Origin of the sequence: Streptomyces sindenensis (assembly GCF_014649035.1) — a bacterium.
Classification (GTDB): Bacteria; Actinomycetota; Actinomycetes; order Streptomycetales; family Streptomycetaceae; genus Streptomyces; species Streptomyces sindenensis.
This window is the reverse complement of the sequence record NZ_BMSG01000001.1, coordinates 482712-504435: the sequence shown is the minus strand read 5'-3', so window position 1 is coordinate 504435 and position 21724 is coordinate 482712. Positions and strand designations below refer to the sequence as shown.

Annotated in this window: 21 protein-coding genes; 9 read left to right on the top strand and 12 right to left on the bottom strand. The window is 71.9% G+C overall.

All coding sequences use genetic code 11. From position 1 onward, the window contains the following. Positions 1–31: 31 nt before the first annotated feature. A complete protein-coding gene (locus IE145_RS02255; RefSeq protein WP_189518280.1) occupies positions 32–547 on the bottom strand; it encodes a carboxymuconolactone decarboxylase family protein in 516 nt (171 codons plus the stop codon). Positions 548–594: 47 nt separating this feature from the next. Here IE145_RS02255 and pdxR point away from each other — a divergent pair, with 47 nt between their 5' ends. From pdxR to IE145_RS02240, 3 genes are all read left to right on the top strand, one after another. Continuing rightward, complete coding sequence (gene pdxR, locus IE145_RS02250) at positions 595–1995, top strand: MocR-like pyridoxine biosynthesis transcription factor PdxR (protein ID WP_189518278.1); 1401 nt, start codon at positions 595–597, stop codon at positions 1993–1995. A 114-nt stretch (positions 1996–2109) separates the two neighbouring features. Then, entirely contained in the window at positions 2110–2415 is a 306-nt protein-coding gene (locus IE145_RS02245) for a hypothetical protein (protein WP_006127010.1), read from the top strand. A 6-nt stretch (positions 2416–2421) separates the two neighbouring features. Further along, positions 2422–3609, top strand: coding sequence for a glutathionylspermidine synthase family protein (locus tag IE145_RS02240; RefSeq protein ID WP_189518276.1), 1188 nt, complete (start codon positions 2422–2424; stop codon positions 3607–3609). Between the two features lie 22 nt (positions 3610–3631). On the opposite strand, the gene rocD is transcribed toward IE145_RS02240, so the two are convergent. Then, positions 3632–4840 carry an ornithine--oxo-acid transaminase gene (gene rocD / locus IE145_RS02235; RefSeq protein ID WP_189518275.1) on the bottom strand — a complete coding sequence of 403 codons (1209 nt, stop codon included), beginning with the start codon at positions 4838–4840 and terminating at the stop codon, positions 3632–3634. A gap of 312 nt (positions 4841–5152) precedes the next feature. Between rocD and trpS the strand changes: the two genes are divergently transcribed. Together trpS and IE145_RS02225 are read left to right on the top strand one after the other, a co-directional pair. Continuing rightward, positions 5153–6145 carry a tryptophan--tRNA ligase gene (gene trpS, locus IE145_RS02230; protein WP_097875926.1) on the top strand — a complete coding sequence of 331 codons (993 nt, stop codon included), beginning with the start codon at positions 5153–5155 and terminating at the stop codon, positions 6143–6145. Positions 6146–6266: 121 nt separating this feature from the next. After that, entirely contained in the window at positions 6267–6869 is a 603-nt protein-coding gene (locus IE145_RS02225) for a 2'-5' RNA ligase family protein (RefSeq protein ID WP_189518273.1), read from the top strand. A gap of 121 nt (positions 6870–6990) precedes the next feature. Here the strand turns inward: IE145_RS02225 and dprE2 are convergent, their stop codons facing one another. Both dprE2 and IE145_RS02215 read right to left on the bottom strand, forming a co-directional pair. Continuing rightward, complete coding sequence (gene dprE2, locus IE145_RS02220; RefSeq protein ID WP_189518271.1) at positions 6991–7746, bottom strand: decaprenylphospho-beta-D-erythro-pentofuranosid-2-ulose 2-reductase; 756 nt, start codon at positions 7744–7746, stop codon at positions 6991–6993. A gap of 45 nt (positions 7747–7791) precedes the next feature. Beyond that, complete coding sequence (locus tag IE145_RS02215; protein ID WP_189518269.1) at positions 7792–9162, bottom strand: FAD-binding oxidoreductase; 1371 nt, start codon at positions 9160–9162, stop codon at positions 7792–7794. Positions 9163–9334: 172 nt separating this feature from the next. On the opposite strand from IE145_RS02215, the gene IE145_RS02210 reads away from it, so the two are divergent. Continuing rightward, entirely contained in the window at positions 9335–10309 is a 975-nt protein-coding gene (locus tag IE145_RS02210) for a YihY/virulence factor BrkB family protein (protein ID WP_189518267.1), read from the top strand. A 292-nt stretch (positions 10310–10601) separates the two neighbouring features. Here IE145_RS02210 and IE145_RS02205 read toward each other — a convergent pair whose 3' ends face one another. Then, entirely contained in the window at positions 10602–11969 is a 1368-nt protein-coding gene (locus tag IE145_RS02205) for a D-alanyl-D-alanine carboxypeptidase family protein (RefSeq protein ID WP_229825209.1), read from the bottom strand. A 133-nt stretch (positions 11970–12102) separates the two neighbouring features. Between IE145_RS02205 and IE145_RS02200 the strand changes: the two genes are divergently transcribed. The 3 genes from IE145_RS02200 (at position 12103) to IE145_RS02190 (ending at position 15674) form a co-directional block, all read left to right on the top strand. Next, positions 12103–12348, top strand: coding sequence for an SCO4848 family membrane protein (locus IE145_RS02200; RefSeq protein WP_030798663.1), 246 nt, complete (start codon positions 12103–12105; stop codon positions 12346–12348). Between the two features lie 33 nt (positions 12349–12381). Then, the gene (locus IE145_RS02195; protein WP_189518623.1) at positions 12382–13848 is read left to right on the top strand and encodes a metallophosphoesterase; all 1467 of its coding nucleotides are present in this window, start codon (positions 12382–12384) and stop codon (positions 13846–13848) included. A gap of 272 nt (positions 13849–14120) precedes the next feature. Further along, the gene (locus IE145_RS02190) at positions 14121–15674 is read left to right on the top strand and encodes an ABC transporter substrate-binding protein (protein WP_189518263.1); all 1554 of its coding nucleotides are present in this window, start codon (positions 14121–14123) and stop codon (positions 15672–15674) included. Positions 15675–15732: 58 nt separating this feature from the next. On the opposite strand, the gene IE145_RS02185 is transcribed toward IE145_RS02190, so the two are convergent. The 7 genes from IE145_RS02185 to sdhA form a co-directional block, all read right to left on the bottom strand. Next, positions 15733–16482, bottom strand: coding sequence for a TetR/AcrR family transcriptional regulator (locus IE145_RS02185; protein ID WP_189518261.1), 750 nt, complete (start codon positions 16480–16482; stop codon positions 15733–15735). Between the two features lie 10 nt (positions 16483–16492). Beyond that, the gene (locus IE145_RS02180; protein WP_189518621.1) at positions 16493–16885 is read right to left on the bottom strand and encodes a thiol-disulfide oxidoreductase DCC family protein; all 393 of its coding nucleotides are present in this window, start codon (positions 16883–16885) and stop codon (positions 16493–16495) included. A gap of 128 nt (positions 16886–17013) precedes the next feature. Beyond that, positions 17014–17448 (bottom strand): hypothetical protein, encoded by a 435-nt coding sequence (locus IE145_RS02175; RefSeq protein WP_189518259.1) that lies wholly within the window; start codon positions 17446–17448, stop codon positions 17014–17016. 94 nt (positions 17449–17542) lie between these two features. Beyond that, a complete protein-coding gene (locus IE145_RS02170) occupies positions 17543–18433 on the bottom strand; it encodes a hypothetical protein (protein ID WP_189518257.1) in 891 nt (296 codons plus the stop codon). Between the two features lie 16 nt (positions 18434–18449). Beyond that, positions 18450–19052 (bottom strand): hypothetical protein, encoded by a 603-nt coding sequence (locus tag IE145_RS02165; RefSeq protein ID WP_189518255.1) that lies wholly within the window; start codon positions 19050–19052, stop codon positions 18450–18452. Between the two features lie 141 nt (positions 19053–19193). Then, a complete protein-coding gene (locus IE145_RS02160) occupies positions 19194–19961 on the bottom strand; it encodes a succinate dehydrogenase iron-sulfur subunit (protein WP_189518253.1) in 768 nt (255 codons plus the stop codon). Further along, positions 19961–21715, bottom strand: a complete 1755-nt coding sequence (gene sdhA, locus IE145_RS02155; protein WP_189518251.1) for a succinate dehydrogenase flavoprotein subunit — start codon at positions 21713–21715, stop codon at positions 19961–19963. Before sdhA ends, IE145_RS02160 begins: the two co-directional genes overlap by 1 nt. Positions 21716–21724 lie beyond the last annotated feature (9 nt).

Sequence of the window (21724 nt, the reverse complement as noted above, 5' to 3'; positions counted from 1 at the left end):
AGCAGCCGCTGCCGGGGGCGCTCGCGCGTCGTCAGCTCTTGAAGTCGCCCGGCGTGTAGTGGCCCGGGGCCAGTCGGCCGGTGACACCGAACCGGTTCCAGGCGTTGATCACGGTGATCGCCGCGATCAGCTGGGCCAGCTCGGTCTCCTCGAAGTGCGCGGAGGCCTCCGCGTACACCTCGTCCGGGACGAACCCGTCGGTGAGCACGGTGACCGCCTCGGTCAGCGCGAGCGCCGCCAGCTCCTTCTCCGTGTAGAAGTGCCGCGACTCCCGCCAGGCGCTGAGCTGGACGATCCGCTCGGCGGACTCGCCCGCCGCGAGCGCGTCCTTGCTGTGCATGTCCAGGCAGAACGCGCACTGGTTGAGCTGCGAGGCGCGGATCTTCACCAGCTCGACCAGGACGGGGTCCAGCCCCTGGCGGGCGGCGATGTCGAGCCGGACCATCGCCTTGTAGACGTCGGGGAGCAGCTCGGAGACGGAGATCCGCCGCGGCTCCTCGGGGGCGAGCTCGGCGGGGGCGTGGTGGTGTGCGTGCGTGGTGGTCATGGAGACGACGTTACGGTCTGGATGGCCCGCCGGTATGGTCCATTGGCATGATGGATTCCTGGGCCACTTTCGGCGCGGACCTGCATCTGGAGCCGGTCGGCCAGGGCCTGCGCAGCGGTCTGATGGAGGCGCTGCGGGAGGCCGTGCGCACCGGCCGCCTCGCCCCCGGCACCCGGCTGCCGTCCTCCCGGGCGCTCGCCGCCGACCTGGGCGTCGCCCGCAACACGGTCGCCGACGCCTACGCCGAACTGGTCGCCGAGGGCTGGCTCACCGCCCGCCAGGGCTCGGGGACCCGGGTCGCCCAGCGGTCCGCACCGCGCCGCCCGGACCCGGCGGCCGCCCCCGCCCGGCCGGCCCCGTCCGGTGCCGGGTACGACCTCAAGCCCGGCACACCCGACCTGTCCGGCTTCCCGCGCACGGCCTGGCTCAAGGCCGCCCGCAAGGCGCTCACCGCCGCGCCCGACGAGGTCTTCGGCTACGGCGACCCCCAGGGCCGCGCCGAACTGCGCACCGTGCTGGCCGAGTACCTCGCCCGGGCCCGGGGGGTGTACGCCGACCCGGAGCGCATCGTGATCTGCGCCGGCTTCGCCCACGGCCTCGCACTGCTGGGCCGGGTGCTGCACCGCCGCCGGGTCCGGGAGGTCGCCGTCGAGTCGTACGGCCTCGACCTCCACACCGACCTCCTCACCGACGCCAGGCTGCGCATCCCGTGCCTGCCGCTGGACGAGCACGGTTCCCGGACCGGCGACCTGGCCGCGCTGCGCGGCGCGGGGGCGGTCCTGCTGACCCCGGCGCACCAGTTCCCCACCGGTGTACCGCTGCACCCGGACCGGCGGGCCGCCGCCGTCGACTGGGCCCGCTCCACCGGCGGGCTGATCCTGGAGGACGACTACGACGGGGAGTTCCGGTACGACCGGCAGCCGGTGGGGGCGCTCCAGGGCCTCGATCCGGAACGGGTGGTCTATCTCGGCACCGCCAGCAAGTCGCTGGCCCCGGGGCTCCGGCTGGGCTGGATGGTGCTGCCCCGGCACCTGGTCGGCGAGGTGGTGGCGGCGAAGGGCATGGCCGACCGGGTCTCCGGCTCGCCCGACCAGCTGACCCTCGCGGAGTTCATCGCCTCGGGCGCGTACGACCGGCATGTGCGCTCCATGCGGCTGCGCTACCGCCGCCGCCGCGACCAGCTCGTCGCCGCGCTCGCCGACCGTGCGCCCGGCATCGAGGTCAGCGGGATCGCGGCCGGGCTGCACGCGGTCCTCGAACTCCCCGCGGGCGCCGAGCGCTCCGTGGTCCAGGCGGCGGCCTTCCAGGGCCTGGCGCTGGAGGGCCTGTCCCGCTACCGCCACCCGGACGCCCCGGCCACCCGCGACGCCCTGGTGATCGGCTACGGCTCGCCCTCCGAGAGCGCCTGGGCGGGCGCGCTGGACGCCCTGTGCCGGGTGCTGCCGTAGGGCCGCGCCCGTACGCGGGTTTCGAATCGGCCACCCGTCGAACTAGTCTGACAAGAGGTCCGGTTGCCAAGATGCGGCCGGGACCGGAACACGTATCACGGGGGAGAACCGAACATGGCCGGACGAAGGCTGAGGTCGAGCACGGTCGTGCTCGGCGGCATGGGGCTGCTCGCCCTGACGATCACGTCCTGCGGCTCGGAGCCGGACAAGCGCTGCGCCGACCGCACGACCCGCGAGCCCCTGCCCAGTTACGAGTGCCGGGGCGGCAGCGGCGGCTCGGGCGGTTCCGGCGGCGGCCGGGGTTCGTACTACTACGGCGGCAGCACCAGCAGCTACGACGGCAAGGTGCAGGGCGGCAGCTTCGACAAGTCCGCGGTCGACCGCGGCGGCTTCGGCTGCTCGAAGTCCGGCGGGGGCTGAGCCGCGATGGAGCGCCGCACGATCGAGCCGCGCCCCGGCTGGCAGGAGACCGTGGAGTCGCAGGGCGTCGTCTACCCGCTCACCCGCTACCCGGACGACTCGCTGCGCCCGTACTGGGACGAGAGCGCCTACTACGTCTTCTCGCTGCCAGAGGTCGAGGCGCTGGAGGAGGTCGTCGAGGAACTGCACAGGATGAGCCTGGCCGCCGCCGCGCACATCGTCGAGCAGAACCGGTTCGCCGACCTCGGCATCACCGACCCCCGGCTGGCCGGACTGGTCGCCGAGTCCTGGCACCGCCGCGCCGAACTGCCCTCCGTGTACGGGCGGTTCGACCTGCGGTACGACGGGAGCGGGCCGGCGAAGATGCTGGAGTACAACGCCGACACCCCGACCTCGCTGGTGGAGGCGGCCAGCGCGCAGTGGTTCTGGATGGAGGACCGGTTCCCCGGTGCCGACCAGTGGAACTCCCTGCACGAGCGGCTCGTCGACGCCTGGAAGCGGCAGGCGCCCCTGTTGCCGCCGGGCCCGCTGCACTTCGTCCACTCCGACGGTGACGAGGCGGGCGAGGACCTGATGACGGTCGCGTATCTGCGCGAGACCGCCGACCAGGCCGGTCTGGAGACGCACGCGCTCTCCGTCGAGGAGATCGGCTGGGACCGGCTGTCGGGCCGGTTCGTCGACGACCGGCTGCGCTTCATCCGCAGCTGCTTCAAGCTCTATCCCTGGGAGTGGCTGGCCACGGACCGCTTCGGCCCGCAGGTCCTGGACACCCTCGACAACGGCGGCGGCTCCGGAACCACCTGCTGGATCGAGCCCGCCTGGAAGATGCTGCTCTCCAACAAGGCGCTGCTGGCGGTCCTCTGGGAGCTGTACCCCGGCCACCCGAACCTGCTGCCCGCCTATCTCGACGGTCCGCGCGAGCTGGCCGGACCCGGCGGGGCGGGGTATGTGTCCAAGCCGCTGCTCGGCCGCGAGGGCGCCGGGGTCGACCTGCACGCCCCCGGCTCCCCGTCCGTCCCGCGCGACGAGCCGTGCTGCTACCAGGAGCTGGCCCCGCTGCCCGAGATCGACGGCAACCGGGTGGTGCTCGGCGCGTGGACGGTCGAGGACGAGGCGGCGGGGCTCGGCATCCGGGAGTCGGCGGGGCCGGTCACGGACGAGTACGCCCGCTTCCTGCCCCACGTCATCCTCTGAGTCCTTCCGCGGAATCCGCGTCCTACCGGGCGCTCAGCACCGCCCGCAGCCGGTCCAGGCCCCAGTCCAGGTCCTCCTTGGAGATCACCAGCGGCGGGGCGATCCGGATCGTCGAGCCGTGGGTGTCCTTGACCAGCACCCCCTCCTCCATCAGCTTCTCGGAGATCTCCCGGCCGGTGCCCAGCGCCGGAGCGATGTCCACGCCCGCCCACAGCCCCCGGCCGCGCACCGCCTCCACCGCGCCGCCGCCCGTCAACAGGCCCAGCTCCCGGTGCAGATGCTCGCCCAGCTCGGCCGCCCGCTGCTGGTACTCGCCGGTCCGCAGCATCGCGACCACCTCCAGCGCCACCGCGCACGCCAGCGGGTTCCCGCCGAACGTGGAGCCGTGCTCGCCGGGCCGGAACACCCCGAGCACATCCGCCGACGAGACCACCGCGGAGACCGGCACCACCCCGCCGCCCAGAGCCTTTCCCAGCACGTACATGTCCGGCACCACACCCTCGTGGTCCAGCGCGAACGTCTTCCCGGTCCGGCCCAGGCCCGACTGGATCTCGTCCGCGACGAACAGCACGTTCCGCTCGCGGGTCAGCTCCCGCACGCCGGGGAGATAACCGGCCGGCGGCACCAGCACCCCCGCCTCGCCCTGGACCGGCTCGATCAGCACCGCCACGGTGTTCTCGGTCATCGCCTCCCGCATCGCGGTGAGATCCCCGTACGGCACGATCTCGAAGCCGGGGGTGTACGGGCCGAAGTCGGCCCGCGCCTCCGGGTCGGTGGAGAAGCTGACGATCGTCGTCGTACGGCCGTGGAAGTTGTCCGAGGCCACGATGATCTTGGCCATGCCGTCCGGTACGCCCTTGACCCGGTAGCCCCACTTGCGGGCGGTCTTCACCGCGGTCTCCACGGCCTCCGCCCCGGTGTTCATCGGCAGCACCGACTCCATGCCGCACAGCGCCGCCAGCTCCGTACAGAAGTCGGCGAACCGGTCGTGGTAGAAGGCCCGGGACGTCAGCGTGACGCGGTCCAGCTGAGCCTTGGCCGCGTCGATCAGGCGACGGTTGCCATGGCCGAAATTGAGCGCCGAGTATCCGGCGAGCATGTCGAGGTAGCGGCGGCCCTCGACATCGGTCATCCAGGCGCCCTCGGCGGAGGCCACGACGACCGGCAGCGGGTGGTAGTTGTGCGCGCTGTGCGCCTCGGCGGAGGCGATGGCGGTTTCCGTGGTCGACACGGGATCTCCGTTCGTCGTGCGGCTGGGCGGCGGGTGGTGCCCACTTTGTATCGTCGGCCGGTCCTCGCGCCGGGAAACCTTGATCCGGCGGCGCGCCCGCCGTCGTACGCCGGGCGCACCGGAATGTGGGGTTCGTCTCAGCCGTGCGCTCCCGTGCTCCGGGACCGTGCGGTGACGCGCCCTTCCCGCCCCGCACCGGCTGCCGGAGACGCCCCGGGCACCTGAGACAATGGGGCCATGGCCTCTGATCGCCCTTCGCTCACCACCGACCAGCCGCAGACGGGCCGCACCGGTGCGGCCGCCCGTCCGCGCGTGCTCTCCGGGATCCAGCCCACCGCGGGCTCGTTCCACCTCGGCAACTACCTGGGCGCGGTGCGCCAGTGGGTGGCGCTGCAGGAGAGCCACGACGCCTTCTACATGGTCGTGGACCTGCACGCGATCACGGTCCCGCAGGACCCCGCCGAGCTGCGGGCCAACACCCGCCTCGCGGTGGCGCAGCTGCTGGCGGCCGGCCTGGACCCGGAGCGCTGCACGCTCTTCGTCCAGAGCCATGTGCCCGAGCACGCCCAGCTCGGCTGGGTGATGAACTGCCTCACCGGCTTCGGCGAGGCCTCCCGGATGACGCAGTTCAAGGACAAGTCCGCCAAGCAGGGCGCCGACCGGGCCACCGTCGGCCTCTTCACCTACCCGGTGCTCCAGGTCGCCGACATCCTGCTCTACCAGGCGAACCAGGTCCCGGTGGGCGAGGACCAGCGCCAGCACATCGAGCTGACCCGCGACCTCGCCGAGCGGTTCAACGGCCGGTACGGGCAGACGTTCACCGTCCCCGCGCCGTACATCCTCAAGGAGACGGCGAAGATCTTCGACCTCCAGGACCCGGCGGTCAAGATGAGCAAGTCGGCGTCCACGCCGAAGGGCCTCATCAACCTGCTGGACGACCCGAAGGTCACCGCCAAGAAGGTGAAGAGCGCGGTCACCGACACCGACACGGTGATCCGCTTCGACGAGGAGAAGAAGCCGGGCGTCAGCAACCTGCTCACGATCCTCTCCACCCTCTCGGGCAGCCCCGTGGACGATCTGGAACGCAGTTACGAGGGCAAGGGCTACGGCGCGCTGAAGACCGACCTGGCCGAAGCCATGGTGGAATTCGTCACTCCCTTCCGGGCCCGCACCCAGGAATATCTGGACGACCCGGAGACGCTGGACTCCATCCTGGCCAAGGGAGCGGAGAAGGCCAGGGCGGTCGCCGCGGAGACGCTGGCACAGACGTACGACCGGATGGGCTTCCTGCCCGCGAAGCACTGAGTCCAAGGACCCTGGCGAGATCATGGCCGCAGGGGTCACACTGGCGGCGGAACGCGCGGGCCGGACACCCGGCCCGCGCGGCATGACCGAAAACCGACCATCGACGACGGAGGAGAACGACGTGGGGACCGTAACGCTCGGCGTTTCGATCGCGGTCCCGGAGCCCTACGGCAGCCTGCTCCAGGAACGCCGCGCGAGCTTCGGGGACCCTGCCGCCTACGGCATTCCCACCCACGTCACCCTGCTGCCGCCGACGGAGGCGGACGCGGCGGACCTGCCCGCGATCGAGGCCCATCTCGACACGATCGCCACGGCCGGCCGCCCCTTCCCGATGCGGCTCTCCGGCACCGGCACGTTCCGCCCGCTGTCGCCGGTCGTCTTCGTCCAGGTCGTCGCGGGCGCCTCGGCCTGCTCCTGGCTCCAGAAGCGTGTCCGGGACGCCTCCGGGCCGCTGGTCCGCGAGCTCCAGTTCCCGTACCACCCGCACGTCACCGTGGCCCACGGCATTGCCGAGGAGGCCATGGACCGGGCCTACCAGGAGCTCGCCGACTACGAGGCCGCCTGGACCTGCGGTTCCTTCGCGCTGTACGAGCAGGGCCCGGACGCCGTCTGGCGCAAGCTGCGCGACTTCCCGTTCGGCGGAGGCGGCGGCGCGCCCGCCGTCCCCGCCCAGGGCGGCTACACCATCGAGGCGTCGTCCTCGGCCCCTTCGCTGCGACCCTGAGCGGCCCCGGGGCCGTACGCCCGGGCGGAGGCGGCGGCGCGCCCGTGGAGCGGCCGTGCGTGCCGGTGCCGGGCGTCGCACGGCAGCCCTCCGGGCGACGACGGCAGTTTGACGACAGGACCTAGACCGGCAGCCGCCGGAACAGCGGGCGCGGCACATGCCGCAGCGCCGCCATCACCACCCGCAGCGAGCCGGGCACCCACACGGTCTCCGAGCGGCGCCGCAGCCCCGTGACGATCGCCTCCGCGACCTCCTCGGGTCCGGTCGCGAGCGGCTGCTCCGGCAGCCCCGCCGTGGCCCGGGTCCGCACGAACCCCGGCCGGACCACCATCACCTGCACCCCGGTCCCCTGGAGCGCGTCGCCGAGCCCCTGGGCGAACGCGTCCAGCCCCGCCTTGCTGGAGCCGTAGATGAAGTCCGCGCGCCGGGCGCGCTCCCCGGCCACCGAGGACAGCACCACCAGCGAACCGTGCCCCTGCGCCTGGAGTGCACCGGCGCACACGAGCCCGGCGGAGACCGCCCCCGTGTAGTTGGTCTGGGCGACCCGGACGGCGGCCATCGGCTCCTCCTCGTCCCGCGCCTGATCGCCGAGGACCCCGAACGCCATCAGCACCACGTCGATGTCGCCCTCCGCGAAGACCTTGCCGAGGGCGACCTCGTGGGAGGCGGAGTCCAGCGCGTCGAAGTCGACGGTACGGACGTCGGCCCCGCGCCCGCGCAGCTCGGCGGCGGCCGCGTCCAGGGCGGGGGAGGGGCGCCCGGCCAGCCAGACCCGGCGGGTGCGCAGGGCGATCAGCCGGCGAGCGGTGGCCAGGGCGATCTCCGATGTGCCGCCGAGGACGAGCAGGGACTGCGGGGCGCCGAAGGCATCCTTCACGGAAAGCTCCTGTGGTTTTCGGGGAGTACGGGCGGAAGGGCCGGGTCAGAGTCCGAGCCGGCGCGACAGGTCCGAGCGGAACGCTCCCGCCGGGTCGAGACGCGCCCGCAGCTCCCGGAACTCCGCCAGCCGGGGGTACATCGCGGCTGCCGTCTCCGGTCGCATCCGGGAGTCCTCCGCCAGGCAGACCCGGCCTCCGGCGGCGGCCACCTCCTCGTCGATGCCGTCCAGGAAGCGGGCCAGACCCGGCAGGGCAGCGGGCAGATCCAGCTCCAGGGACCAGCCGGGCGCGGCGAACGACAGCGGGCCGGGAGCCCCCGCCCCGAACCGCTGGAGGACGGCCCGCACGGACGGGCTGCGGCGCGCCGCGATCCGGCGCACCACCCGGTGCAGGGTCTCCTCCTGGCCGTACCCGACGGTGAACCGGTAGCGCACCAGACCGCCCCGGCCGTAGAGCGGGCGTACGTCGGGGAGGGCGTCCGACGCGTGGAAGAAGGCGGGGACCGGGCGCAGCTCACCGGTCCGCGCATGGGGCGAGGTGCGGTAGCGGACCTCGTTGCACAGGGCGGCCGCCGCGGCCGCCGGGCCGAGCAGCCCGCCCGGCAGCGGCGGGAGACCGGGGAGAAGGGGCTTCCCCGGCGCTCCTCCGGCGCGCTTCGCCAGCCGAGTGCGCCCGGCGTGCGCCGGGCGCATGTCCGGGGTCGCGTGCTCCCCCCGGGTGAGGATCCCGCGCCCGGTCGCACGGCCCCGGGCCATCAGGTCGACCCAGGCGGAGGCGTACGGCAGCCGGTCGCCGCCCGCGGTGAAACGGGCCAGCAGATCGTCCAGGTCTCCGGCGCGCTCGGTGGAGACCGACATCAGCCCGGTCGTGACGCGCCGGAGGCGCAGCGTGGCGCCCAGGATCGCCCCGGTCAGCCCGAGGCCCCCGGCGGTCGCGTCGAAGAGGGCGGTGCCCGGCAGCACCGTACGCACCTCGCCGTCGGCGGTGAGCAGCTCCAGGGCGCTCACGTGCCGGGCGAACGAACCCGCCCGCCGGTGGTCGAGCCCGGGCAGATCGGAGGCGATCGCCCCGCCGACCGTCACCCTGCCGGTCCCCGGCAGGACCGGCGGCAGCCAGCCCAGCGGCAGCAGGACCCGCAGCAACCGCTCCAGGCTCACCCCCGCGTCGCAGCGCACCACGCCGGCGGCGGCGTCCACCCCGCCGATCCGGGCCAGGCCCGACAGGTCGAGCACCGAGCCGCCCGCGTTCTGCGCCGCGTCCCCGGGCGACCGCCCCAGCCCGCGCGCGACGACGCCCCGGGGCCCGCGCCCCCGGACGACGGCGGCCGCCTCTTCGTGATCACGGGGGCGGAACCGCACGGCGGTCGTCGGGGAGGTGCGGCCCCAGCCGGTCAAGGACACCGTGTCGACGGACATGAGGGTGACCGTATCGCCCCAGAAATCCGCTTTGCGGCATTGGTGAATTCGCTCACCGGAACGGGTGATGGAGTGAGTGTCAGCGCATGGTGACGGAGATCCGCCGGGCGGGTCCGGGAGAGTCCGGGGCGGGCCGCTGGTGTTCCGGGCCCAGGAGGGTACGCGTGAGGTCATGGACTGGCTCAAGAAACTCCCGGTGATCGGGCCCCTGGCCGCCCGGCTGATGGAGACGCACGCCTGGCGTTCCTACGAGCGGCTGGACCGGGTCCACTGGGCCAGGCTGGCGGCGGCGATCACCTTCATCAGCTTTCTGGCGCTCTTCCCGCTGATCGCGGTCGGCGCGGCGATCGCCGCCGCCCTGCTGAGCGACAAGCAGCTCGACACCATCAAGGACAAGCTCGCCGACCAGGTGCCCGGCATCTCCGACCAGCTCGGCATCGATGGACTCGTCGCCAACGCGGGCACGGTCGGCCTGGTGGCCGGTGCGCTGCTGCTGTTCACCGGGATCGGCTGGATCGGCTCGATGCGCGAGTGCCTGCGCGCGGTCTGGGAACTGGACGACGTCCAGGAGGCCAACCCCGTCGTCGCCAAGGTGAAGGACGCGGTGCTGCTGGTCGGCCTCGGCGGCGCGGTGCTCGCCACCGTGGCGGTCTCCAGCATCGGCTCGGTGGCGGTCGGCCGGACCGCCGACCTGATCGGCATCCCCGAGGGCGGGGCCGGCGGGGTGCTGCTGCGGGTGGCCGCACTGGCGGTCGCGGTCGTCGCCGACTTCCTGCTGCTGCTCTATCTGCTGACCCTGCTGCCCGGCGTGGAGCCGCCCCGGCGGCGGCTGATGGTCGCGGCGCTGCTCGGGGCGGTCGGCTTCGAACTGCTCAAGCTGCTGCTCGGCAGCTATATGCGGGAGGTCGCGGGCAAGAGCATGTACGGCGCGTTCGGCGTGCCGATCGCGCTGCTCCTGTGGATCAACTTCACCGCGAAGCTGCTGCTGTTCTGCGCCGCCTGGACGGCGACCGGGAGCAAGGAGGAAGAGGGCGTGGGTGAGGAGAAGGCGGCGGACCGGCCCTCGGAGCGGGCGGCGGACTCCGGAGGGGACACCGACGCCGGAGCCGCCGGGGCCGAGGCACCCGGCGGCTCCACCCGCGCCTAAGGGCTGTCCCGTAATCCCTGGTGGATCAGCGTGCGGCGTCAGATGCGGTGCATCGCAAGGCGGAGGGACGTCCGCATACTGGATGTATTCGGGCGTTCCGACAACGCGGCGAGGTGCCGTAGCTGTCGTCGCACGCCCGCCAGGGATTACGGGGCAGCCCTTAGACCCTGGCGTCGAACTGCCGTCTGCCGTGCGACGGCAGTTCGACGCCAGGGCCTGAGGGGCGTAGGCGACTCCACCCGCGCTCAAGGGGCGCCGGCGGCTCCACCCCGCCCAGGGCCTGCCGCCGGCCTCACCCCGTCTCGGCCTTGCCCGCGGGCTTCCCGGCGCTCTCGCCGACGGCGGCGGCCGGCTCGGCGGTCTCCGCCGCGTCCGCCGCCGCGCCCGCCTCCTTCGGCTTCGGCGCGGTGCGGCCGCCCAGACCCGCCAGCGGCCAGCGGCGGTTGACCAGGAACACCGCGGCGGCCACGGCCACCAGCAGGCCGCCGATGATCGCCAGGGCGATGCCGACGCCGCTGGAGCCCTTCGAGGCCGCCGACGCGTGTGCGGCCTCCGCCTGGCCGCCCGTGCCCTGGTCCGCACCGGCGGCGGGTGCCGCTCCCTTGCCGCCGGTCGACGTGCCGGTGCCGGTGTCCACGGACTTCGGCGGCACCAGCTCGCCGACCGGGGTCACCTTGCCGCTCGCGGCGAAGCCCCAGTCGAGCAGCTTGGCGGCCTCCTTGTAGACGGCGTGGCTCTCCTCCGCCGACGGGTTCATGACCGTGACCAGCAGGACCTTGCCGTTGCGCTCGGCGATGCCGGTGAAGGTGTTGCCCGCGTGGGTGGTGTAGCCGTTCTTGACGCCCGCGATGCCCTTGTACGGTTCCACGCCGATGTCCCCGGTGATCAGCCGGTTGGTGTTCTGGATCTCGAAGGACTCGCGCTTCTTCCCCTTCTTCTTCTCGCCGGGGAAGTCGGCCGACGCGGTCGCCGCGTACTCGCGGAAGTCCTTCTTCTGCATCCCGCTCCGGGCGATCAGCGTCAGGTCGTAGGCGCTGGAGACCTGGCGCGGCGCGTCGTACCCGTCCGGCGAGACCACCACGGTGTCCAGGGCCTGGAGCTCCTCCGCGTGCTTCTGCATCGCGGCCACCGTCTGCGGGACACCGCCGTACATCTCGGAGAGCACGTGCACCGCGTCGTTGCCCGACCGCAGGAACACCCCGAGCCACAGGTCGTGGACCGTGTAGGTGTGGTCCTCCTTGATCCCGACGAGGCTGCTCCCCTCGCCGACCCCGGCCAGCTCGCTCTCCGTCACCTTGTGGGTCTGGGTGGGCTGGAGCGCGGGCAGCACCGTGTCCGCGAAGAGCATCTTCAGGGTGGAGGCGGGCGGCAGCCGCCAGTGCGAGTTGTGCGCCGCCAGGACGTCTCCGTTCTCCGCGTCCGCGACGATCCACGACCGGGCGGTCAGCCCCTTGGGCAGCACCGGCACCCCGGGGCCCGGATTGACCTGGCTGCCGGGCACACTGAGCCGCTCCCCGCCGAGGCTCGACATGACGCCCGGCGGCTTGGGCTGCTTGGCGTCGTCCTTGTCCTTGTCGGCCGCCGCGGCCGGACTGAGGGCGAAACCGGACAGCAGGGCGGCGGATGTGACCGTGAGGGCGATCTTTTTCAGAACAGGCACGGTCGGAAACGTACAGGGCCACGATGCGGATGAGGACCCGGACCGGCTGACCCGCCGCAGGGAACGCCAGGACGGCCCCGTTCGGACGCCACCCCGGGGGAGGGGCCCGGGCGACGGCGGCGATACTGGAACCATGAAGCTCAGCCGCCGCGTGTCCTGGTTCCTGCTCGCGTTCGGGGTGTGGAGCTGGTTCATCTGGATCACTTTCGTCAAGAACCTGTGGCAGGACGGCAGCGGCCTCGCCTTCGACGACGCGGGCGAACCGACCGGCTACTTCTGGGTGCACCTGCTGCTCGCCATCACGTCCTTTCTTCTGGGGACGGCGGTCGGCGTGATCGGGTTGCGCGGAGTCCGGGCTTTGCGCGACACGCGCGCGTGACGACGGGAACAAGGGGAAGCTCGGATGGCTGCAGTGGTCTTCGCCCTGGTGGCGCTCGTGGTGCTGGCGCTGCTCGGCGCCGTGCACCGGTATGTGTGGCGGCGCTTCGTCGGTGACACGACGGCGCCCGGCAGCCGACTGCGCCGGGCGGGCACCGTCGCGGCCTTCGTGCTGCCCCTGCTGAGCGTCGGCGCCATGACGTCCGGCCGGGTGGGTGCTCCCTTCTGGCTCCAGCAGGTGCTGGCCTGGCCGGGCTTTCTGTGGCTGGCCTGCCTGCTCTATCTGACGCTGGCGCTGCTCGTGGGCGAGGTCGTACGTCCGGTTCTGCTGCGGGTCCTCGCCCGGCGGGACGCGGCGCGGGCCGGGGCGGGTGACGCGCGTGGCTCCGGGCCGGGCGGGACAGAAAGCGGAACGACTCCCGGAACCCGCGAAGAGATCGCTTCCGGGACCCTCGCCCCGGTCCCGGACGAGACCCGTCCCCGTACCGAAGAACTGGTGACCTCAGGATCCACCGGGGCGTCGGCCCCCTCGGAAGCGGTAGCGCGTACGGCATCCGACGCTCCCGGCCCCGTTGCGGAACCGGAATCGGAACCAGCGGAGGAACGCGCAGCCATCGCCTCCGCCCCGGCCGGCACCACCCCGGCTCCCGCGCCCGTCCGGGCACTCGCCCCCCACCCCTCCCGCCGCCTCTTCGTCTCCCGGGTCGTCGGCGGCGCGGCGGCCGCCGCCGGGCTCGCCACCGTCGGGTACGGCACGTACGGCGTGCTGCGCGGGCCGAGCGTCAAGCGGATCACCGTCCCGCTGGCCAGACTGCCCCGCGCCGCCCACGGCTTCCGGATCGCCGTGGTCAGCGACATCCACATCGGCCCGATCCTCGGCCGCGCCCACACCCGCCGGATCGTCGACACGATCAACGCGACCTCGCCCGACCTGGTCGCCGTCGTCGGCGACCTCGTCGACGGGTCCGTCGCGGACCTCGGCTCCGCCGCCGAACCGCTGGCCGCCCTGCGCGCCCGGCACGGCAGCTACTTCGTCACCGGCAATCACGAGTACTTCTCCGGCGCCCAGCAGTGGGTCGATCACGTCCGCGAACTCGGTCTCGTCCCGCTGGAGAACGCCCGGGTCGAGATCGGGGGCTTCGACCTCGCCGGGGTCAACGACATCGCGGGCGAGACCGAGGGCCAGGGGCCCGACTTCGGCCGCGCGCTGGGCGACCGGGACCGGGGCCGCGCCGCCGTCCTGATGGCGCACCAGCCCGTCGTCATCCACGACGCCGTCGAGCACGGCGTGGACCTGCAACTCTCCGGCCACACCCACGGCGGTCAGCTCTGGCCCGGGAACCTCCTCGCCGAGCTCGCCAACCCCACCGTCGCCGGTCTCGAACGCTACGGCGACACCCAGCTCTTCGTCTCGCGCGGCGCGGGCGCCTGGGGCCCGCCCGTCCGGGTCGGTGCCCCGTCCGACATCACGGTCGTGGAGCTGGCCTCCCGTCAGGCGTAGGCGCGTTGCGGGTGCGACGGCCCGAAACGCTCCGGCCGACCATCATGAAATCCACACCGAAGCGTCACCGTCAGCTACGAAAACCCGCAGATGGGAGACGCGAAACAGCCTTTTCGGACAGGCTCTCCCGTACGTGTCCAACAAAAGGCTGTGAGTGCCCCATTTACTCTTCCAGATGTGAAAATCGTGTGATTGGGTAAGCGCGAACATGCGGCGACGTACGCGTCACAAACGCGACCGCCGTGGTGGGGCTGGTAAGGGAGAGCACGGCAATGCGGTCGGTCCGGGTACGGATTCTCGCGATTCTCGCGGTATTGGTCATAGCGGGCGTCGGTGCCTGGCAACTGCTCCCCTCGGGGGAGGCGAAGGGCGACGCGATCACGGTCGGGACGTCGGACGTCGTCACCTCGCTCGACCCGGCCGGCGCCTACGACGCGGGCTCCTGGGCGATCTACAGCAACATCTACCAGTCGCTGATGACCTTCAAGCCCAACGCCGTCACACCGGAGCCGGACGCCGCCGAGAGCTGCGGGTTCGTCGGGCAGAAGCTCCAGACGTACCAGTGCAAGCTCCGTGACGACCTGACCTTCTCCAACGGTCGCAAGATCACCGCCGAGGACGTCAAGTACTCCTTCGACCGGATCTTCCGGATCAAGTCCGAGGTCGGTCCCGCGGGTCTCTTCCCGACCCTCGAGACCGTGACGACCGAGGGCCGCACGATCACGTTCAACCTGTCCGGCCGGGACGCGACCTTCCCGCAGAAGATCGCCACGGGCGCCGCGGCGATCGTCGACTCCACCAAGTACCCCGGGGACAAGCTCCGTGCGGGCAACCAGGTCGACGGCTCCGGCCCGTACGTCCTCAAGTCGTACGAGTCCGGGAACCGCGCCGAGCTGGTCCCCAACCTGAAGTACAGGGGCGCGCTCAAGAAGACCGGCGAAGCGGTCAACATCCGCTACTTCAAGACCTCCGAGGAACTGCAGACGTCCTGGGACAACGACGAGGTGGACATCGCCCACCGCCAGTTGCCGTCCGAGACGCTCGCCAACCTCAACGTCAACGACCCGGACGTGCGGGTGACCGAGGCGGCCAGCGCCGAGATCCGCAACATCATCTTCAACTCCCGGCCGGACTCGCCCTTCGGGGAGAAGAAGGTCCGCCAGGCCGTCGCCGCGCTCCTCGACCGGGGCCCGCTGGTCCGGAAGGTCTACCAGGGCACGGTCGACCCGCTGTACTCCCTGATCCCCACCGGCTACATCGGGCACAGCACCCCGTTCTTCGACGCCTACCCCTCCTCCGACCCGGCGCGCGCCAAGCAGTTGCTGGAGCAGGCCGGGGCGCAGACGCCGGTCGCCATCGACTTCGCCTACCGCGAGGGCGACATGTACACCAAGGAGACCGCCGAGCTGCGCCGCCAGCTGGAGAAGGACGGGCTCTTCAAGGTCTCGGTGCGGGCCGTGGAGTGGACGAAGTACCAGAAGGAGTACGCGGCCGGTAAGTACGACATGTACACCGTCGGCTGGTTCCCCGACTTCCCGGACCCTGACACCTTCAGCCAGCCGCTCGTCGGCACCGGGAACGTCCTGCACAGCGGCTACTCCAGCAAGAAGATGGACCAGCTGATCGCCGCCACGCAGCAGTTCAGCGACCGCAGCCGCACCTCGAACGACTTCAAGGAGATGCAGGCGCTCGTCGGCGAGGACGTCCCGCTGCTGCCGCTGTGGCAGAAGAAGGACTACGTCGTCGCCAAGTCCGAGGTCGCCGGCTCCCAGTACCTCTCCGACGGCACCGGCACCTGGCGCCTGTGGGAGCTGGCCTGGATCTGACGGGCCCGCCCCCGGCCGACGGCCGGGGGCGCCGTGTCGGTCCGACGTCAGGCCGATGTCAGTGAGACGGCCGGGGCCCCGCCCCGGCCGTCGCCGTACCCGTGCCGTCTCCCGGCAGGAACTCCACCAGCAGCCCGTGGATCTGCCGTACCAGCGGGCGCAGCACCCGGAACCGGGAGAGCGCGATGGCCCGGGCGGCGATCGGCGCGGTGCGCTCGACCAGCCGGCGGCTGCGCTCGGCGCCCTCGCTGCGGTCGTACACCCAGAAGAGCACCAGCCCCATCTGCATCAGCCACATCAACTGCGGCAGCAGCGGAGTCAGTTCCGGATCGCTCTTGACGTCCGCCCCGGCGATGCAGCGCTCGTGGATGGAGATCGCCGCGTCGCGGGCGGCGGCCGAGTCCTCGGAGAACGGGGAGAGCGGGCTGTCCGGATCGGCGGCGTTCTTGAAGAACTGGGCGGCGAAGCGGTGGTACGGCTCCGCCACGTCCAGCCAGCCGAGCAGGACGCCCCTGATGCGGACGGTCAGGTCCCCGTCGCCCTCCAGCACGGGCCGGACCGCCGTCGCGTGTTCGCCGGCGATCCGGTCGTAGAAGCCCTGGACCAGATGCTCCTTGGAGGAGAAGTAGTAGTAGGCGTTCCCGACCGAGACGCCCGCCTCCTGGGCGATGGCCCGCATGGTCGTCCGGTCGTAGCCGCGCTCGGCGAAGAGGCGGAGCGCCGTTTCGAGAATCAGCGTGCGGGTCTGCTCGCTCTTCGCGGCCTTGGCCGGCCTCTTCTCCTGCACGTTCTTCTCTTCCTTCACCACGGGTCCAAGGTTATCGGGGAGCCCACGCGCCGCCGGGCGGGGCGGCGCACTCACGCGCCCCGGGCGCGCAGGGCGGCACGGCCAGCGAGCGGTAGCGGGCGGCGGCCAGCACGGTGCCCCGGGCGAAGGGCCGCCCGGCCGGGGTGGTCAGCCAGTGGGCGCGGGAGCGGTACCTGGCCAGCGCCCACAGGCAGACGATCCAGGCGGCGGTCTCCCGGTAGACCTGGCCCAGGTCGCCGACCACGGTGATCTCCCGGAGCGTCGCCGCATGGTCCAGCTCCGGGAACCGCCGCCGCGCCTCGGCCGATCCGGCCGGTACGGGATCGAGCGGTACGAGCTGCCGCTGCCGCTGGAGCCAGCCCCGCAGATGGACGCAGAGCGGGCACTGGGCGTCGTAGAGCACGGTGAGCCGCCGTACGGGGCCGGGCCAGGGCGCCCCGGCGGGCGCGGGCGCCTGCCCCGGTGACGCTGCGGGCGCTGTCCCGGGCGCCTGGCCCGAGGGACCGGCGGGCGCCGCCTCGGCCACCGGGCTCACCGGCCAGCCGCGGGGGCGGTCCACGGGCCCTGGGCCGCGGGCGGGGTCCAGCCCTGCGGCGGGACCGGCGGGGTCTGCTCGCGCTCCAGGGCGCTGCGGCGGCGGATCCGGCTGAGCACCCACACATTGCCCAGGTGCATCACGCCGAGCACCAGCAGGACGACGCCGACCTTCACCGAGAGGGCCTCGAAGAGCTCGCGGGCGTCGGCCACCCCGTCGGCGTTCTTCAGGTACAGCGTGACGAAACCGAGGTTCACCAGATAGAAGCCGACCACCAGCAGGTGGTTCACGGCGTCGGCGAGCTTCTCGTTCCCGTGCAGGACGTCGGCGAGGAAGATCCGCCCGTTGCGGCTGAGCGTGCGGGCGACCCAGACGGTGAGCGCCACGCTGATCAGTAGGTAGATGACGTACGCGAGCACAGTGAGGTCCATGCCCCACCCTCCCTTGAACACGTTCAAAACTGCTCTCGGGCATGACTGTAGACCCCTTCTTGAACATGTTCAAGAAGGGGTCTGCGGGGGTGGGTCAGAGGGCGGCGGCCCCGTCCGGATCCGTCAACGCGTCCGCGATCTCCGCGCGCAACGCCTCGCCGTGCAACGGCGTCAGCTCCGCGAGCGCCGCGTTCCACTCCCCGGCCGCGGTCTCCGCCGCCTCCCGCAGGCCCCGCTCCATCGCCCCCCGGGCGAAGAACAGGACCACCGCGCCCACCGGCCGCAGCAGCCACCGCCCGCGCACGCTCAGCCCGACGGTGATCCGCCAGGAGCCGTCCTCGGCCGGGCGCGGGGTGAGGGTGAGACGGGCCCTGGCCAGCCGGTGCACCGCCCGTCCGGAGACCGGGGCCCGGGCGGCCGGGGGTGCGGCGGGAAGCCGGTCCACCGCCGCCCACCAGGCGGCCAGGTCGGCCTTGCCGCGCCCCGAGAAGCGGTACAGCGAGCCGCCCCCGGGTTTGTGCCCCGCCAGGGAGAGCTCCACCGCGCGGGGCCGACGGGGCTCGCTCAGCCGCAGCCCCACCTTCAGGGACACGCCGTCCTCCTCGACGAGGCTCTCCACCTCGACGGAGTGCGACGGCCGCCAGGTGCGCAGGACGACGGCCTGGGGCGCACCGGGGGAGTCACTCGCCCCTGCACCCGCATGCTCCACGGGGCCCTCCCCGGCGGCCTGCGCGGGCTCCACCGGGGCCTCCCCGGCGGACTCCTCGGCCTTCGGTGGCGGGGCCTCCCCGTACCGTGCCCCCGGCCGCAGATGACGTCCCTTCAGCAGCCGCAGGCCGTCCACCGTCCGCCCGTCCGCCAGCACGACCGATCCGCCCGGGCCCTCCCGGGAAGCGTCCAGGAGGTCCACCAGAACACCGGCGGCCTCCTCGAACCAGCTCCGGCCCAGAGCGGTGACGGTGACCGTGTGCGTGAAACGTGCCATCAGCGGGACCCGGGTCTCAGATGCTCATGGAGCGGGCCTGGTTGAGCTGGCCCATGATCGCCGGGAAGGTGTGCGGGCCCATCGCCGGGATCATCGTGGAGTGGTGCCGGCCGCCGCTGGTCACCGTGACCTGCACGAAACCGGTGGTCCGCTTCTCCTTCATCAGCAGGAACAGCAGACCGATCAGGCAGAACAGCGCGAAGATGATCGCCAGCACGATCGCGTGCGGCGGGATCTTCTCCTCCGTGCGCGACATGTCCGTGGCCGTCCAGACCGCGCCCTTGAGCGGCATCGACCCGGACGGGGTGACGATCGCGTCGTTCATCACGGTGATGTCGCCGATCGACAGCACCGGCACACCACCGCCCTGGCCCGGCACGCCCTGCGGCACCGGGAGGTACTGGCCGGGCATCGTCGGCTGACCGTGCTGGGGGTAGCCGTAACCGGGCCCCGGCTGGGTCGCGGACTCCGGCAGCGGCTGCGGATAGCCGTACGCCGGAGCGCCGCCCGGGTTCGGATAGCCGTACGCCTGGCCGTCCGCGACGGTGGGCTGGTGGCCCGGCTGCTGGGGCGGGCCCCACTTGTACGCGTCGTCCGCGTACGGATTCGGCTCGCTCACGACGATCCCCGTTCCTTCTCGGTCTTCAGCTCCGCTGAACCGTACCGCCCGCGCGGGCCCGGTGCAGCAACAAGCCCCGCCTCCGGCAGCGGTGAGGCTGCGGGGGCGGGGCTCGTCGGCGTAACAGGAGTTACGGGAAGGTCAGAAGCGACGCGTGATGAGCGCGCGCTTCACCTCCTGGATCGCCTTGGTGACCTCGATGCCACGCGGGCAGGCGTCCGTGCAGTTGAACGTGGTGCGGCAACGCCACACACCGTCACGGTCGTTGAGGATCTCCAGGCGCTGCTCTCCGGCCTCGTCGCGCGAGTCGAAGATGAAGCGGTGCGCGTTGACGATCGCCGCCGGGCCGAAGTACTGGCCGTCGTTCCAGAACACCGGGCACGAGGACGTGCACGCGGCGCACAGGATGCACTTGGTGGTGTCGTCGAACCGCTCGCGGTCCTCGGGGGACTGCAGACGCTCGCGGGTCGGCTCGTTCCCCTTGGTGATGAGGAAGGGCATGACGTCGTGGTACGCCTGGAAGAACGGGTCCATGTCGACCACGAGGTCCTTGAGGACCGTGAGGCCCTTGATGGCCTCGACCATGATCGGCTTGTCCGGGTTGATGTCCTTGATCAGCGTCTTGCAGGCGAGCCTGTTCTTGCCGTTGATCCGCATCGCGTCGGAACCACAGATGCCGTGCGCGCAGGAACGGCGGAACGTCAGGGTTCCGTCGAGCTCCCACTTGATCTTGTGAAGGGCGTCGAGGACGCGCTCCTTCGGGTCGATCTCGATCTGGAAGTCCTGCCACTGGACCTCGTCCGACACCTCGGGGTTGAAGCGGCGGATCCGGAACGTGGCCGTGATGAACGGCGAGTCGGCGAAGCCGGCCTCGGCGTTGCCGGTCTTGTCCAGGGTGGGGGTAGCCATCAGTACTTACGCTCCATCGGCTGGTAGCGGGTCGTCACGACCGGCTTGTAGTCGAGCCGGATCGACTCGGCGCCGTCGGCGGCCACCTCGCGGTACGCCATGGTGTGGCGCATGAAGTTGACGTCGTCGCGGTTGGGGTAGTCCTCGCGGTAGTGACCGCCGCGGGACTCCTTGCGGGCGAGCGCGGAGACCGCCATGACCTCGGCCAGGTCGAGCAGGTTGCCCAGCTCGATGGCCTCCAGCAGGTCGGTGTTGAACCGCTTGCCCTTGTCCTGGATCGACACGTTGAGGTACCGCTCGCGCAGCTCGGCGATCTTGGCGACCGCCGTCTTGATGGTCTGCTCGGTGCGGAACACCATCACGTTGGCGTCCATGCACTCCTGCAGCTCCGTGCGCAGCTCGGCGACCCGCTCGGTGCCCGTCGAGTTGCGCAGCCGCTCGACCTGGTCCTGGACCAGCTGGGCCGGGTTCTCGGGAAGCTCGACGAAGTCGTTCTTCACGGAGTACTCGGCGGCGGCGATGCCCGAACGCCGTCCGAAGACGTTGATGTCGAGCAGCGAGTTGGTGCCGAGGCGGTTGGCGCCGTGCACCGAGACACAGGCGACCTCGCCGGCGGCGTACAGGCCCGGGACCACGGTGGTGTTGTCGGCCAGCACCTCGCCCTCGACGTTGGTCGGGATGCCGCCCATGGCGTAGTGCGCGGTCGGCTGGATCGGGATCGGGTCCGTGTAGGGCTCGATGCCGAGGTACGTCCGCGCGAACTCGGTGATGTCCGGGAGCTTGGCGTCCAGCTGCTCCGGCGGCAGGTGGGTGAGGTCCAGGTAGACGTGGTCGCCGGCGGGACCGCAGCCGCGGCCCTCACGGATCTCCGTGTAGATGGAGCGGGAGACGACGTCACGGGACGCGAGGTCCTTCATGACGGGCGCGTACTTCTCCATGAAGCGCTCGCCGTCCTTGTTGCGGAGGATGCCGCCCTCACCACGGGCGCCCTCCGTCAGCAGGATGCCCATGCGCCAGATGCCCGTCGGGTGGAACTGGAAGAACTCCATGTCCTCCAGCGGCAGCCCGCGCCGGTAGCAGGCGGCCTGGCCGTCACCGGTCAGGGTGTGGGCGTTGGACGTCACCTTGAAGAACTTGCCGGTGCCGCCGGACGCGTAGACGACCGACTTCGCCTGGAAGACGTGGATCTCGCCGGTCGCCAGCTCGTACGCGACGACGCCGGCGGACTTCTTGACCCCGTCGACCTCGGTGATCAGCTGGTCCAGGACGTAGAACTCGTTGAAGAACTCCACGCCCTCCTTGACGCAGTTCTGGTACAGCGTCTGCAGGATCATGTGGCCGGTGCGGTCGCCCGAGTAACAGGCGCGACGGACCGGGGCCTCACCATGGCTGCGGGTGTGACCACCGAAGCGGCGCTGGTCGATCTTGCCCTCGGGCGTGCGGCCGAACGGCAGGCCCATCTTCTCCAGGTCGAGGACGGCGTCGATGGCCTCCTTCGCCAGGATCTCGGCGGCGTCCTGGTCGACCAGGTAGTCGCCGCCCTTGATCGTGTCGAAGGTGTGCCACTCCCAGTTGTCCTCCTCCACGTTGGCGAGCGCGGCGGCCATGCCGCCCTGCGCCGCGCCCGTGTGGGAGCGGGTGGGGTAGAGCTTCGTGAGCACGGCGGTACGGCTGCGCTTGGTGGCCTCGATGGCCGCGCGCATGCCGGCGCCGCCGGCGCCGACGATGACGGTGTCGTACTTGTGGATCTGCATGGTTTCCTC